At 49.1% G+C, this 14,107-nt stretch carries 13 protein-coding genes and 1 pseudogene; 5 read left to right on the top strand and 9 right to left on the bottom strand.

Translation table 11 applies throughout. The features are described 5' to 3' along the window. Positions 1 to 7 precede the first annotated feature (7 nt). From SE15_RS06500 to SE15_RS06480, 5 genes are all read right to left on the bottom strand, one after another. Entirely contained in the window at positions 8 to 1,060 is a 1,053-nt protein-coding gene (locus SE15_RS06500) for an amidohydrolase family protein (RefSeq protein WP_083461750.1), read from the bottom strand. After that, positions 1,057 to 2,391, bottom strand: coding sequence for an alpha-galactosidase (gene melA, locus SE15_RS06495; protein ID WP_054521260.1), 1,335 nt, complete (start codon positions 2,389 to 2,391; stop codon positions 1,057 to 1,059). Before melA ends, SE15_RS06500 begins: the two co-directional genes overlap by 4 nt. A gap of 592 nt (positions 2,392 to 2,983) precedes the next feature. Further along, positions 2,984 to 3,802: a carbohydrate ABC transporter permease gene (locus SE15_RS06490; RefSeq protein WP_054521259.1), complete on the bottom strand. Its 819-nt coding sequence runs from the start codon at positions 3,800 to 3,802 to the stop codon at positions 2,984 to 2,986. Continuing rightward, a complete protein-coding gene (locus tag SE15_RS06485) occupies positions 3,799 to 4,695 on the bottom strand; it encodes a carbohydrate ABC transporter permease (RefSeq protein WP_054521258.1) in 897 nt (298 codons plus the stop codon). Before SE15_RS06485 ends, SE15_RS06490 begins: the two co-directional genes overlap by 4 nt. Before the next feature lie 80 nt (positions 4,696 to 4,775). Then, on the bottom strand, positions 4,776 to 6,107 hold the full coding sequence (locus SE15_RS06480; protein ID WP_054521257.1) for an ABC transporter substrate-binding protein: 1,332 nt from the start codon (positions 6,105 to 6,107) through the stop codon (positions 4,776 to 4,778). A 183-nt stretch (positions 6,108 to 6,290) separates the two neighbouring features. Between SE15_RS06480 and SE15_RS06475 the strand changes: the two genes are divergently transcribed. Further along, on the top strand, positions 6,291 to 7,487 hold the full coding sequence (locus tag SE15_RS06475; RefSeq protein ID WP_054521256.1) for an ATP-binding response regulator: 1,197 nt from the start codon (positions 6,291 to 6,293) through the stop codon (positions 7,485 to 7,487). A 57-nt stretch (positions 7,488 to 7,544) separates the two neighbouring features. Further along, positions 7,545 to 9,674, top strand: a complete 2,130-nt coding sequence (locus SE15_RS06470; RefSeq protein WP_160316677.1) for an ATP-binding response regulator — start codon at positions 7,545 to 7,547, stop codon at positions 9,672 to 9,674. A gap of 4 nt (positions 9,675 to 9,678) precedes the next feature. On the opposite strand, the gene SE15_RS06465 is transcribed toward SE15_RS06470, so the two are convergent. After that, positions 9,679 to 10,320: a LutC/YkgG family protein gene (locus SE15_RS06465; protein WP_054521254.1), complete on the bottom strand. Its 642-nt coding sequence runs from the start codon at positions 10,318 to 10,320 to the stop codon at positions 9,679 to 9,681. After that, positions 10,317 to 10,526, bottom strand: a complete 210-nt coding sequence (locus SE15_RS06460; RefSeq protein ID WP_054521253.1) for a hypothetical protein — start codon at positions 10,524 to 10,526, stop codon at positions 10,317 to 10,319. The genes SE15_RS06465 and SE15_RS06460 overlap by 4 nt, the downstream gene beginning before the upstream one ends. Before the next feature lie 546 nt (positions 10,527 to 11,072). Between SE15_RS06460 and SE15_RS06455 the strand changes: the two genes are divergently transcribed. The 3 genes from SE15_RS06455 to SE15_RS06445 all read left to right on the top strand — a co-directional run bounded on the left by SE15_RS06455 (position 11,073) and on the right by SE15_RS06445 (position 12,856). Next, entirely contained in the window at positions 11,073 to 11,258 is a 186-nt protein-coding gene (locus tag SE15_RS06455; RefSeq protein ID WP_054521252.1) for a hypothetical protein, read from the top strand. Between the two features lie 97 nt (positions 11,259 to 11,355). Beyond that, the gene (locus SE15_RS06450; RefSeq protein WP_152965552.1) at positions 11,356 to 12,432 is read left to right on the top strand and encodes a multicopper oxidase family protein; all 1,077 of its coding nucleotides are present in this window, start codon (positions 11,356 to 11,358) and stop codon (positions 12,430 to 12,432) included. Between the two features lie 25 nt (positions 12,433 to 12,457). After that, positions 12,458 to 12,856, top strand: a complete 399-nt coding sequence (locus SE15_RS06445) for a FixH family protein (RefSeq protein WP_054521251.1) — start codon at positions 12,458 to 12,460, stop codon at positions 12,854 to 12,856. A 454-nt stretch (positions 12,857 to 13,310) separates the two neighbouring features. Here the strand turns inward: SE15_RS06445 and SE15_RS06440 are convergent. Both SE15_RS06440 and SE15_RS14900 read right to left on the bottom strand, forming a co-directional pair. After that, positions 13,311 to 13,841: pseudogene (locus SE15_RS06440) on the bottom strand (DeoR/GlpR family DNA-binding transcription regulator); the annotation flags it as partial. Between the two features lie 55 nt (positions 13,842 to 13,896). Then, positions 13,897 to 14,037, bottom strand: coding sequence for a DeoR family transcriptional regulator (locus tag SE15_RS14900; RefSeq protein ID WP_408033393.1), 141 nt, complete (start codon positions 14,035 to 14,037; stop codon positions 13,897 to 13,899). Positions 14,038 to 14,107 lie beyond the last annotated feature (70 nt).

The raw sequence follows: 14,107 nt of genomic DNA, 5'->3' as shown, positions 1-14,107 counted from the left end.
AACATTTCTAGGGGAGTTTTTCGATTCCAAGCACCTCCTGAGCGTTTTGGTAGTATATCTTTGCCAGGACCTCATCTGGCAAATAAACGCCGTAGATAAACCAGCGACCCTGGAGGGGAATGTCTCCGGGGTTGTAATTGAAGTACTCATCATCGGTTTCCAAGAAGCGGTAGTAAATGCGGTAGACTTCCAGATCCGGTCCCATATCACTACCGAATAAAATGCGGTCCTGGTATTTGATAAAAAACCGCCGTGCCGAATAGGGTTGTCGCCCTAACTCCCCAAGGCGGGCTGCAATATCAACATAATAGTTGGGGCAATCATCCAGCATCTTGCCTACCCAGGTGAGGTTTTCGGCATAACAGCCGACATGAGCACCAATAAAAATCGTGCGAGGATGTCCTTTTACTAAACGATAGAAAGCCTCTAAAATCTCACTGAAAGGGGGGTAAGGTGGGCTGGTAAAAACCCAATCGGGGTGTTGATGGAGTTCTTCCCAGCGTTCATTCGTTTCATCCACAGGATCAAAGAAAGCCACCGGATCAGCAACGTGAATTAACACGGGAAGGCCGAGTTCAGATGCGGTATCCCAGATAGGATCCAGACGTGGGTCATCAACTTTAACCAGTTTTCCTTCATGATCATGTACCTGAAGCCCCAAAAGTTTCCATATCTTGAGCCCGTCTGCGCCGCGCTCTTTCTGAGCCCGCACTCGCGATGCCGCCCAATCCGGAAAACGGTTGCCTAACTCAGGCCACCGACTCCAATCTACCCCGCCGAAGACACGAAATCGTTCGGGAGCACGTGCCTTGAAGTAGTCCAAATGAGTGTTCAGAATGTCCTCGCCCCAACCTCCATCCAGATCCACATAAACTCGAACCCCAGCCTCGTCTAAAAGATCCAGCAGTTGCGAGAGGGGTTTGTGATCCCAACCACCCCCAAACGGCTCGCCCAGATGGTTGTGGGCGTCAATAATTGGAAAGCGGGGTTTTAACACCTGTGTTACTTTGGTCACAAGCCGGGAACGTGGCCGGTAGTTTTCTAGCAACATTTTTCTCATCCCACATCAATTTTCGAAAATTGGGGGAGGTAGACACGATTCTGCGCAAACATTTCTTTGACCATCGTCTTTATTTCATCCATAGACAGCACTGCTGCAGTCAGTGGATCGTAAAGGCAGGCTTGCATAACCAAGCGTGCGTTTCCGGTAAGCGCCGCTTCAATGGCCATTTCCTCTACCATGACATTGGTATGAATCAGAGCAACCAGTTGGGGTGGGAGATCGCCTACATGAATGGGATGAAAACCGCCCCTATCCACATAAACCGGGACTTCTACACAAGCGCCCTGGGGAAGATTTGTAATGAGATGCGTATTTGGGACATTGCCATTGAACCCAAAAGGTTCCCCTCCCATCAAGGCATTAATGATGTAGGCGGCATATTCATTGCCACGCTTCAGGTCATCTGGGGTCAGTTCGCGTGCCAATTCAGCGCGAATCCGATCTTTCCAGGTTTGTTCGGTTTTTTGGTATTCCTTGAGGATATAGGCATACTCTCCCGGGTTCCAACCGGTTCCGTGTGTACAGTATTTTTCGATCAGATCAGGGCGCTTTCGAAACCACGGATTGTACTCGGAATTGTGTCCGCTGGACTCCGTGGGGTAGTAGTCAAGATGCAGGAACATCTCATTGCGTACCTGTTCCTGGTTATAAATCTCCGGGCGCTCAGTAATGGCTTTACGGATAAGCGGATAGGCATCTTCTCCGTTCCATTCGTATTTCAAGAAGAAAGCCTGATGGTTAATGCCAGCGCAAGTGTAGGTGATCTCTTCGAAGGGGGCGCCAATCCATTCCGCCAGCATCATAGCGGTTCCCTGAACGCTGTGGCATAATCCGGTCACCGGGATGAACGTTTGGCGTTGTAAAGCACCGCATAGCATTGCCATGGGATTGGTATAGTTGAGCAAAACCGCTTTCGGACAAAGTTGCTCCATATCTTTCACAATTTCGAGCATTGGGGGGAGGGTGCGCAGGAAGCGAAAAATGCCGCTTGGCCCGCGGGTATCGCCAACGTTAATGTCCACACCGTATTTTTTGGGGATCTCAATATCGTGCCGCCATACCTCGGTTGATCCTACCAATATCGTGGTAAGCACGACATCCGCGTCTTTCAACGCCTCGGCCCGATTCAGCGTGGCCTGGACATGGGCTGGGTAATTTCCGGCAGCGATAATTTTGCGTACTGCTTGCTCAGCGAATTCCAGGCGCTCGGCGTTGATATCCATGAGCGCCAGGGTTGCATCCTGGAGCCGTGGGAAGGTCAGAATATCCCGCACTAAAGCAGTAGTGAACTCGAGACTGCCAGCGCCGATAAAGGCAATTTTGGTCATAGAGTGTCCTCCGGAGTAATATTGCACAAATGGGATGGGTATTACCTGATATTGCTTGTATCCTGCAAACTTTCGGAGCAAAAAAGGCGTTATAATCGAATTCTTTTGATTGATTATGACATAATATGACACAATTTTCAAGTATTTTTAAGAAAAAGTGCAAAGAATCGGGTCCCCAAGGACGCAGGGCAATGAGAGAAAACCCAGAGCGAGATCCGTGATCAATTGCCCGGCGCTTCGCGTATCTTTGCTCGGATTCGGTCAATTTTTCGGGAACCAGGGCTCGAGATTTGGGATCTGCACCCGATATGGGAGTATTCCTGAAAAAACGCGCGAGAGGCGTATTTTGGAGGTGTTTAATTGATTGATTCTGATTTCACTTAATAATCGGAATTAATATTGGGCTGCAATTAGGAACTTAAATGGACACACCAGGGCTAGCTAATGCATAATTGTTTGGGCTGTCGCCGAATCCGCACGAATCGTATTTCAATAAAAATGGTATGTTCAGCAATCTGCTTGGAACAGATTGCCACGCTGGTGTCCAGCAGTTAGAAAAACCCATCGGTAAGGGCCACTGGCTCTAACGGCTCTAACCTTTGAGCGAGCCCGCCAGCAATCCACGCAGGAAGTAGCGCCCAGCGAGGATGTAGACGAGCAGTGGCGGAAGAGCTGTCAAGAGCGATCCGGCCATTTGCACATTCCAGGCAATAATCTGGCTGCCCGCCATATTGTTGAGTGCAACCGTGATGGGCCAATCTTTATTGCCTGTTAAGACCACAGCAAACAGAAAATCATTCCAGGCCGATGTGAATTGCCAGATAAGCACCACCACAAAACTAGGAATTGATATGGGGAGGAGAATATGCCGGTAAATTTTCAGAAGATCCGCGCCATCGATCTTGGCGGCTTCCAGCAATTCTTGAGGTAGACTGGCATAGTAATTGCGGAATGTAAGTGTCGTGATGGGGATTCCGTAGATTATGTGCGTCAGTGTCAATCCCACCAACCCCTTGATGCCGACAGCGTTCATAAATTGCACAAGAGGGATGAGGATGCTCTGATAGGGAATAAACATTCCAAAGAGGATCAAAGGAAAGATCAGGTCTGCTCCCCTGAACTTCCATTTAGCAAAGATGTACCCGTTTAATGACCCCAGCATGGATGAAAGAACTGCCGCGGGGATGACCATCGCGAAACTATTCCATAACGATGGGGCTAATTTTGAATAGGCTTCAATGAAATTGTCGAAATGAATGCCCGCAGGCAAATTCCACATTGTCTTCAGATCCACTTCGGCAAAACTCTTGAAACTCGTGACCAACATTACGTAAAGTGGTATGAGGTAAAAAATCGCCATGAAGACGAGAGGAACATATAAGAAGTTCTTGCTGAAGCGTAATCGATTCATTTGAACGTCTCGGTGCGCAAAGTGTAGATAATATAGGGGATAATAAGTACCGCTACACTGATCAATAGCAAAATACTGATGGCTGCCCCTCGCCCGTAGAACAGACCGTCAAATGTTGTTTGCCACATGTAAATTGCAGGCACATCCAGGGGAAGTTGCTTTCCGGCGATTGCGATGATCAGGTCAAAAACTTTTAGGGACATGTGCCCCAAAATAATGAGTGCGCTAAGAGTCACCGGGGTCAAAAGTGGCAAGATTACAAAGCGATAGATTTGTAAATCGCTTGCGCCATCAATTTGAGCCGCCTCTCGCAGTTCGTGTGGAATAGCGCGTAACCCGGCCAAATAAAGGGCCATGGTGTAACCCGACATCTGCCAGATGGCAGCCAGCGCTACTGCCGCTATCCCCCAGGTTGGGGTGGTATGCCATGCATTTTGAAGAAAGTCGAGGTGAAGGTAGGAGAAGAGCAGGTTAAAGCCGCTGGTCCGGGTGCCGGTGGCTGGATTCATCAACCATCGCCAGACCACACCGGTTACGATATACGAGATAGCCATAGGAAAGAGAAATAGACTACGGAAAAACCCTTCACCTTTTAGCCCTTGATCCAGAAGAACGGCCAGGAAAAATCCCAGTAGAATGGTGCCTACAACGAAGACGCTTGTGAAGATCACAGTATTGCGAACATCCACCGCAAAGCGAGGATCCGAGAACAGATTGATGTAATTCGTTAGCCCATTCCAGGTATAGTCTGGGTTGAGACCCTTCCACTTGCTTAACGAAACTCGAACCGTCCAGCCAATAAAACCATAAATAAAGATCAGGACCGCCAGAATGGACGGTAGCACCAGCACAACCGAGAGAACTCGATCCTTATCAGCAAAAAACTTTCGCATGAGTAAAGCCCTATGCAGAGGGAATTGGAGGGGGCGAGACCTCTCCACGAGGCCTCACCCCCTCATTATTACGCTAATCCTTATTTGCAGGGACCGGAGCTCTTGCACGCAGCGACTAAAGCAGCCTGGAAAGCGTCCACATCTCCATTCTGGACAAAAAGTCCAAGAGCAGTGTCAATTTCGGACTTCCAGGAGTCATTAGCCACCACACCATGGGTGAGAGATCCAACGACTGTGTTAGTTGCCCAGTCATTCATTGCTGACTGGAGGTACTCTCCAAAGAGGCTCTTATCGCAGTCAATTCGAGCGCAGATGGAACCCTTAACCGGGTTGAACGCTTCCTGCCCTGCCTTGGAGCCCGCAATCTTTAACCAGGCAATGGCACCATCGGGATGGGGAGCACCGGCAGCAAGGACAAACGAGTCGGAAAGGAATTGGAAGGTACCTGCGGTACCAGGTACCGGCGCCCAGCCGTAATCCACCTGAGGGGTCTTCCCTAACTCACGGAAATACCCTTCTGCCCAGTCGCCCATGACGTTGAACGCGGCGTCGCCATTGACAACCAATTGAGACGCATCCTGCCAGGAAAGGGAAGCAGAGTCGGAATTGGCGTAGGTCAAAAGTTTAGCAAAGTTTTGCAGAGCCACTTTGACCTCTGGGCTTCCCCAGTCGGTCTTGCCGTTCCACAAGCCGTTGTAGGCATCCGGGCCAAGCGTGCCGAGTAGAACGGTCTCAAGCAGGTGCATCTTGGTCCACTGCTCACCGAGCGCCAGAGGCGTGACACCTGCCGCCTTGAGCGTGTCCATAGCGGCAAACCACTCATCTATTGTGGTCGGGACATTGATGTTGTTCTCTTTCAAAATTTTGGGGTTGTACCACAGGACATTGGCCCGGTGAATGTTGACAGGCACAGAGTAGATCTTTCCGTCTTGTGAAATGAGCGGGATAAGGGTTTCGGGCATTACCTCAAGCCACCCTTCCGATTCATACAAGTCGTTCAGTGGCTGAATTTGGTTACCAGCGACATAGGTCCCGATTAATTCCTGACCCGCATGTCCTTGCCAGGAATCTGGTGGGTCGCCCGCTTGTAAACGCGATGCCAGAACGGCGCGGGCATTGGTACCGGCTCCACCCGCAACGGCTGCGTTGATGAACTCGATATCGGGATATTGAGCCTTAAAAACCTTGATCATCGCTTCTAGACCAGCCGCCTCACCACCGCCGGTCCACCAGGAAAATACTTCCACCTGTTGTTTGCCTCCGCTCGGTTGTGAGGGCGGATTGGTGGGCTGGGACGCCTCCTGAGGAGCCGTTGGCTGTGCTGGCGCGGATGTTGGGGTCGTCCCACACGCGCTCAGCACGATCGTGAAGATCATCAACAAACCCAAAAGGGTCAGGCTTAACCGCTTCATTTCTTTCCTCCTTCTATCTTCATTCCGGAATAGGGTTTACGAAACTCGCAAGACAGGGCTTTTAATTCTTCAGACAAAACCACCTCCTTGCCCTCAGGGATAACAAGGGTTACACTTCAATTAAATCCCTCGGGGAGCGAAAGTACAATCATTCTGCGGACTTAAGTCGGACATTCAGCGGTCATGGAACGCGAAACGTTTGCTGCCCTTTTTAAAGACCTGATCTCTCATCTCTACGATTTAACTGTTCTTGAGACTCATCCATTAACAAAGCACTTTCCCCTTCCTTCCGGTTCTTCAAAGCATCGTGCAGAGGCTATCCAAAAATTAATACTATACGAAATTGAACAGCTGCGCCCATCCAACAAGGACCCCCAACCCCAATCCTTAGAGTGGCGTCCTTATCTGATTCTTTTCAAGCGGTATGTTCAAGGAGAGAGTCCAAGAGACATAGCCAATGCACTGTACATTGGTGATCGTCAGTTTCGGCGAGATCATAGTCGAGCCCTTCAGGCATTGAGTCAGCGAGTGTGGGAACGCTATTTCTTGCCCCAAGTGCGCAATGGATCGGCAGAGACTCTCTTTTCCGAAGACGAATTTGTTCTTCATCCCGAGAAACTTGATCTCGTGGGACTTTTAAGAAGCCTTGAGGGCATTCTGGCTCAGCGCTTACGAAGCGAGCAAATCTATCTTGATCTTAGGTTACCTGATCATCCCATTCCTATCAAAGCCGACCGGGTGCTCTTGCGTCAGATACTGTTGAGTCTGATCAATTACAGCGTGCAACTGTGCACTGGACCCAGGCTAGAGTTGTGGGTAGATAATCAGGCTGATCAAACCGTCGTGCAGATTGATTTTGAGACCGATGAGCAGTGGGAAACCAGTCGAGATGACGGCAAAGACTTCCTGGATTATGTAAGCACCTGGGGTAAACGTATGCAGGTCCAAATAGTGGAAAGTTACCCATCTCGCAGGCAAAAAGGACTCGCTTCATTGAAGTTGATTTTTTCCCCTGCCCGTCAACAAACTATCCTAATTGTGGATGACCAGGCGGCCGCTTTAAGAATGTATGAACGCTATCTTAGCCATGTTGGTGTGGAAGTTGTTGGTGTGACTAACCCCGAGCAAACTTTGGAGGCAGCTCGCCATCTTCAACCCAGCCTTATTATTCTTGATGTGATGATGCCCCACTTAGATGGTTGGGAGATACTTCAAGCATTGCAACTCGATCCCCTAACTCGCAAAATCCCGGTCCTGGTTTGTTCAGCGTGGGATGAGCCCGATCTTGCTTACTCGTTGGGGGCAGCGGCTTTTCTTAAAAAACCCATTTTACAGCGAACGCTTCTCGATGTCCTTTACCAGCTTAACATCATTGGGTAGGAGCAGACCATGCCCTGGTTGCGAAACTTGTCTAAGGACTCTGACTTGATGGACCTCATGAAATCCACCGCCCGCAACCTGGTTTATACGCTAGGTGGCTTGTATCTTGCCTGGCACATTATTGCAACCCTTGGATTCTCGCAAGTATTTAACCCCAGTCTATGGGTGATATCTCTCTTTATGGTGGGTCTGATCTGGCTTAGCCTGTATCTTCTTGAGCGTTATTTCATACTGTCCCAGGTGGTATGGTTGGCAGGGCTTGGGGTTAGCATTCTGATTGCCTTTTACCTGTATCGGCAACCCGCTATTCTCTTACTTTTCACGCTCATTCCTCTGATTTCCATCGCAACTCTGGGGTTGGGGGGGACATTGGCGACCAACTTGGGCATCCTTTTCGTTGCCATTTTCTTGCCTCGTTTTTTCAATATTTCAGATGGCTACAGGCTGGCATTAGTTCTTGGGGGAACATTTATGAGCATTTTGGGCTGGGCGCTCTTAAATAACCTGGTTGAAGCGTTAGACTCGGCCTCATATCATTATGCAGAAGCGCGCCGCTTGCTTGAAGAGACACGCGAGCATCGGGCAGAACTGAGTCGGGTCCTGAAAGAAATGAATCATGCTAATTATCAATTGGAACGTCTCAACGAAATGCTTTCCTTCGCCCGGGCTCAAGCCGAAGAAGCACGGGAGGCCCGCAACCATTTTGTGCTAGCTGTCAGCCATGAACTGCGCAGCCCGCTCAATTTCATCATCGGTTTTAGTGATTTGATGGTCAATGCCCCTGAAACCTATGCCCCACTCGAACAATGGCCTCCCGGGTTATATGATGATGTTCAGGAGATTTACAACTCCAGCAAACATCTGATGCGACTTATAAATGATATTCTGGATATGGGCAAAATTGATGCCCGCCAAATGACCTTATTTCGAGAGAGGGCTCACCTGGATCAGATTATCGCCGAAGTGCAGCAAATGGTAGCCAGCGCTTTTGCCGAGAAAGGTTTATGGATAAGGGTAGAAATCCCCCCAGATTTGCCGGCTATTTTTATTGACACGACTCGGATACGTCAGGTTCTGCTTAACCTATTCAACAATGCACTGCGTTTCACGGATCATGGAGGTGTTACGCTTCGGGTGGAGAGGTTGGATGACGCAGTGCGCATAAACGTCATTGACACAGGTGTGGGTATTTCGCCTGAAGATCTGCCCAAGGTATTCACAGAATTTCGGCAGGTTGGTGAAGAAAACTGGCGCCGTCGTTCAGGAACGGGTTTGGGGTTATATATCAGTAGGCGGTTTGTTGAACTACATGGAGGGACCATGGGTGTTGAAAGCCGTTTGGGAGAGGGAAGCCGTTTTTATTTCACGCTTCCCCTTACCATCCCACCCGAGAAACCTCTTTCCTTCTCCGCTATTCACTATCCCCCCGCTCAAGAAAATAAATTTATCTTGTTTGTGAGCCCTAATCAGGAGCATGTGCAGACAATCCGTCAAATTCTTGATGAATATACCATTCAGGAAGTTGCCGACTTAAATGCGCTTATTCCACAGACAGAAAAACTATATCCACGAGCGGTGTTGCTTTCAACACAGGTGGGCTCGCTCTCCCCTCAGCAACTTTCTTACGAATTGCCGGTAATCAGGATTCACCTGCCCCACGTTGACTCACAAATTGGCTCAATTCATTCCTACTTAATGAAACCGATATCGCGTTATACGCTCGTGGATGCAATTCGATCTTTGGAGCCACAGGTACATTCTATCCTGGTGGTAGATGATGACCCCGCCATGGCACATTTCATTACCAAGGCAATCCAATCCATACAAATCGAAAAGAACGAGCAACCTTATCGCCTGTTTAGCGCTTTAAGCGGCCATAAGGCGTTTGAAGTCCTTGAGGAGCACTCTATTGATGCCATCTTGTTGGATCTTGAACTCCCTGATATCCACGGCTGGGATTGGCTGGCAACATTAAGGCAAAACCCCTCGTATTCTCACCTGCCTGTTGTGATCATTTCCGCAGAAGAGAAACCAGAAGCCTCACTGGCTCCCAATGGCAATGTGCTTGAACTGAGCTTGCCTCGTCCTTTGAATGCCAATGAAATGAGGGAGATTCTGCAGGTGATATTAAACACCATCCCACCCCGTTATCCCCAAGACAGGGCTCAAGAGGCAAGAGCAACTTGATTATTTAATTTTCATCTTTCATTAGCCAAATAACTAGTTTTTGTGGGCCGTGCACGCCAAGAGTCACAGTGAGCTCAATATCCGCTGTGCGGCTTGGTCCTGTGATCAGCACAAAATAATGATATTGTTTGGCTTCTGTAAGTACCTCAAATAAGTCTGCACGAAATTTGGAAGTATGAGCGATTACCAGATGAATGCGCGGGAGTAGGGAAACAGCGCGTGATTTCTCACGGGAGGCAAGCAACCCCACCGTCGCCGTTTCAGGTAAAAGGAAGTCAGCCTCTGTCACTCCAAGGTCGCACTTGGCAAGTTCATTTTTAGAGGCATTTGGCGAGATAATCTCAACCCCTAGCGCTTGAAGGTGCTCTCTGATTCTGAGTCGCTCCAGTAACGGGGTTTTCCACATAGTGGCTTTAGTTATCCTTTGCTCACCAATCAGGCGTTCCAATTGCTCAGATACTTCCCCCTCGTATATCAAATGTCCTTCTGCGGAGAGCAGTGCCAGCTCCCGAAGGAAGGTTTGAATCTCAACCTCGAGGTTTTGAGATTGACGCAATGGAGAAATCGTTGGAAGCTGGATTCCGGATGTCAACGTGCCCCTTAATGCCTCTCGAACCTTTGTAATAATTTTATTGTCATTTCTCATGTCATAACTCCCCGCTCTTGCCTGACAATTTCTTCCTCCTCCACCAAGACCGAAACCGATTTGAAACTTGCGGTAATGGCCGGATCTGTGTCCATCGGTTGAACGGGAATGGCAAGTGTGTGATCCATCCCTACCGGCTCAATACGTTGGAAATTCTCAACAGATAGCCCCAAAGCCGGTATGTCCATGGATTTGAAAACGCCCATGAGATGAGTGAAGCCATCCACCGGATCACCAATGGCATAGCAGGCGGTTCAATTGAATAGTTTCAGCATGACAAAGTTCATTCCCGCCAGTCGGGCATTCGAGACCGACCTAGTGTGCGAAATGAAGGTGGACCCGGAACAACCGCCATACAAAGTGATTCATCAGGGTGAGACTTAATTTCTGTTCCGAGGCGTGCAGAATATTGCTCGAATGAACGCCCGAACAATATATCAAGCAGGCGGAGGGGTGATCTCAGGGAGTCAGGATAGGCGATTCTGCCTATCAATAAATACGCCACGCGGCTCTCTATGGGAACATACCTACAAATGGAGAATATCCGATAAAAGAGGCGTTCCATGACCAAACTTTCCTTCCTACCTAATTGTTGACTTGCCCTGCGATAAGGTTTTGCAGACGGTGAAGAAAAAGAAAAATTATCGCCAGCCGGTTTGCGGGCTTTACAAACTTTTGATCTGCACACTGCGAGACATATCTAGCAGGATTGCCCCTACCCCAATCATGGTATAGCGGATTGTAACTGCCAGATGGTCGTTCTGATGGTCTATGGTGAAACTGCTGAACCTGCTACCCTGATCCTGCATGGAAGTGACGGACAAACGCGCTTCTCCATTGCGGGTGACCTATCCCAACGGGCGGACAGAAAACTGGTTGCCTCTATCAAAGAGGCATTGGATATCAAGGCAGCAGTAATCTGTCTGACATTCACATAGGCAATGTTGCCTATATATCCCCGCGTCAAATTGCGCTGGATGGGTCAGGGGAAATCATTATACTGAAGCACTATTCTAGCTTTGCAGAGGAACCATAATGAAAAAGATTTTATTTTTTATAATTACGACTCTCGCTTTGATATTGTCGGCTTGCGCGCCTGCGACAACCTCCAATGGGGACATGCCAATGAACAATCACAATTCAGGCATGGCGGAGGGGACGCCCACCCCGGGCAGCATGATGATGGACAATCCTGAAGCGGCTCATATGATGCAGCCAATCACCGCGCCGAACGTCCAGCCGGCCACTGAAGCGGAAGGCGGATTGCCTCTGGAATACCGCCTGGAAGATGGAGTCAAGGTCTTTGAGCTAACGACCAAAGCTGTCCAATGGGAAATCCTGGATGGTGTGACCGTTACTGCCTTCACATACAACGGAACCGTACCCGGACCCATGATCCGCGTGACCGAAGGGGATCAGGTCCGCATTATTGTCAAGAATGAGTTGCCCGATCCAACCACGATCCACTGGCACGGTGTCGAAGTTCCCAACGCAATGGATGGCGTACCGGGTGTCACTCAGGACCCCATCGAACCGGGCGAGACGTTTACCTATGAATTCACCGCCAAGCGGGCAGGAACCTTTATGTATCACTCCCATTATAAAGGTGATGTGCAGGTGGGCGCGGGTTTATATGCTCCGTTCATTATTGATCCCAAAGAACCTCTAGCCAATCCCCCCGCTGTGGATAAGACCCTGATGATCTCGGAATGGCGTATAACAGATGGTAGGACCTATGCCGCCATGCCCATGAGTGGGATGGAACCCAATTACTTCACGATTAATGGCAAATCCTTCCCTGCCACCGAAACCATCACCGTCAAGAAAGGTGATCTGGTGCGGCTGCGCTTCATTGCCATTGGTCAGTTCATACACCCAATGCATCTGCATGGTGTACCCTTCAAGATCGTGGCGACGGATGGGCATCCTGTCCCCGAGGCGGCGCAGTTGACCAAGGACACGGTCAGCGTTGCTCCGGGTGAACGCTACGACATCGAGTTCGTCGCCACAGAGACCGGGCAATGGATGTTGCACTGTCACATCCTGCATCATACTACCAACGATAACGTCGAGCCGGGCGGCTTGATGTTGATGATCAACATCGTTGACTAAACCAAAATCAAGGAGAGAGTTAAGAATGCGTAAGTTGTTCTTTATTAGTATATTCGTTTTGGCGTCGGTTCTGCTAGCAGCTTGTGGAGGCGGGGCTGCTCCCGCTGCAGATGGCACAACAGAACAGAAACTGGTGAATATCCAGGTGGAAACCAAACCCAGCCCCGCCATGATGGGTAATGTCGAACTGGTTTTCACCATCACTGATGCAAATGGCAGCCCCATCGAAGGTGCGACTGTGGATGTTTCCGTGGATCACATTGACATGACCGGCATGGGCATGAGCGGCGTTGCCACCGATCAGGGGGGCGGAAGATATTCCATAAAAGCAGATTTTAGCATGAGCGGAAACTGGGAGCTGACAGTCCATGTCCGTAAGGATGGGCTTGACTTCCAGGAAGACCTCGATATAAAGATCCAGTAACCAGTCTAAATGGCACGGATGCAAACTTTGGCATCCGTGCCATTCATCAGGGAAACCTTGCTTCATCCAAGACACAGCGACAGCAACAACACGAAAAGAAGCGCAGGCAAAAACCGAGATTCAATTTGATCTGGATTGGGGTCGGGGTAATTGTCTTGGCGCTCATCGGATTCATTTTCTGGCAGGGCGTTCGCCCCCCAATCAGCGAGGCGATTCCCATTATGAACAGCGCGCCCCATCTTATACCTATTTCCCCAAGCAATGCATGAACTTCACCGGGGCGCAAGTTGAATGAAACTTTATGCAAAACTTCTACATCCGAAAAGCGTTTGACGATATCTCGTAGTTCAAGAATAAATTCTCCCATGGTAAACCCAAAATGAATCATTTAGATTAGGATGTGAAAATTGGGATAGAGGTCAGATTGGGCCAGCGCAAAGGCCCAGAAATCCAGTTACTTACAAACCACTAATTTAATCCCGGCTAGCTCGATTCTTCGGACCCATTCGGGATCAATCCCCGAATCTGTGAACAGATAAGAAATCTGGTGGATTTGCGCAAAGGATGTCAGATCTTCTTTGCCAATTTTGCTTGAATCCACCAAACCAATAACTTCTTGAGCGGTTTGTATGGCTTTGCGTTTCAATTGGGCCTCCTCAATGTGGACTTCTGTCATGCCCCGTTCCAGGCTAAAACCGCTGCAAGACACAAATGCTTTTTGAACCCGTAATTCCCTTATTATCTGCTCGCTGAGCAAGCCGGTGACTGATGAGGCGTTGCTATCTACAATTCCCCCTATCAAGATGATCGTGTTTGAAGGATTCTTGGCTAAAATCTGAGCTACTTCAATGCCGTTAGTAACGACAAGCAAACGATTACGGTTGGTAATCTCGCGTGCCAGATAGTATACAGTACTGCTTGCGTCAAGAAGTATAGAGTCGTTGTCCATTACCAACTCAGCGGCTTTGCGGGCAATTACCGTTTTGGCCGCTGAGTTCTTTTCTTAGCGTTTCCAAAATGACGAATTGTGCGCTATGGTCTCATCCCCAACCAGAACTGCTCCTCCGCGTACTCGCTTGATGCGTCCTTTCGTTGCGAATGGTGCCTTCTGATACCCCTAGAGATTCAGCGAGCTCTGTGACTTTGATCCCAGGGCTGTTGCGAAGGAGGTTTACTACCAGATTTGGTATTACTATTGAAAGTTGCCGCTATTTCAAGCGAAAGTTAGGATAATGTCAATATATTTCTGCC

Origin of the sequence: Thermanaerothrix daxensis (assembly GCF_001306145.1) — a bacterium.
Classification (GTDB): domain Bacteria; phylum Chloroflexota; class Anaerolineae; order Anaerolineales; family Anaerolineaceae; genus Thermanaerothrix; species Thermanaerothrix daxensis.
This window is presented reverse-complemented; position numbering and strand designations above follow the sequence as displayed.

Excerpts from the sequence above, each read along its gene's own strand:
- SE15_RS06500 (WP_083461750.1), bottom strand. The coding sequence starts at position 1,060 with ATGAGAAAAATGTTGCTAGAAAACTACCGGCCACGTTCCCGGCTTGTG.
- melA (WP_054521260.1), bottom strand. The coding sequence starts at position 2,391 with ATGACCAAAATTGCCTTTATCGGCGCTGGCAGTCTCGAGTTCACTACT.
- SE15_RS06490 (WP_054521259.1), bottom strand. The coding sequence starts at position 3,802 with ATGAATCGATTACGCTTCAGCAAGAACTTCTTATATGTTCCTCTCGTC.
- SE15_RS06485 (WP_054521258.1), bottom strand. The coding sequence starts at position 4,695 with ATGCGAAAGTTTTTTGCTGATAAGGATCGAGTTCTCTCGGTTGTGCTG.
- SE15_RS06480 (WP_054521257.1), bottom strand. The coding sequence starts at position 6,107 with ATGAAGCGGTTAAGCCTGACCCTTTTGGGTTTGTTGATGATCTTCACG.
- SE15_RS06475 (WP_054521256.1), top strand. The coding sequence starts at position 6,291 with ATGGAACGCGAAACGTTTGCTGCCCTTTTTAAAGACCTGATCTCTCAT.
- SE15_RS06470 (WP_160316677.1), top strand. The coding sequence starts at position 7,545 with ATGAAATCCACCGCCCGCAACCTGGTTTATACGCTAGGTGGCTTGTAT.
- SE15_RS06465 (WP_054521254.1), bottom strand. The coding sequence starts at position 10,320 with ATGAGAAATGACAATAAAATTATTACAAAGGTTCGAGAGGCATTAAGG.
- SE15_RS06460 (WP_054521253.1), bottom strand. The coding sequence starts at position 10,526 with ATGGGCGTTTTCAAATCCATGGACATACCGGCTTTGGGGCTATCTGTT.
- SE15_RS06455 (WP_054521252.1), top strand. The coding sequence starts at position 11,073 with ATGGTCGTTCTGATGGTCTATGGTGAAACTGCTGAACCTGCTACCCTG.
- SE15_RS06450 (WP_152965552.1), top strand. The coding sequence starts at position 11,356 with ATGAAAAAGATTTTATTTTTTATAATTACGACTCTCGCTTTGATATTG.
- SE15_RS06445 (WP_054521251.1), top strand. The coding sequence starts at position 12,458 with ATGCGTAAGTTGTTCTTTATTAGTATATTCGTTTTGGCGTCGGTTCTG.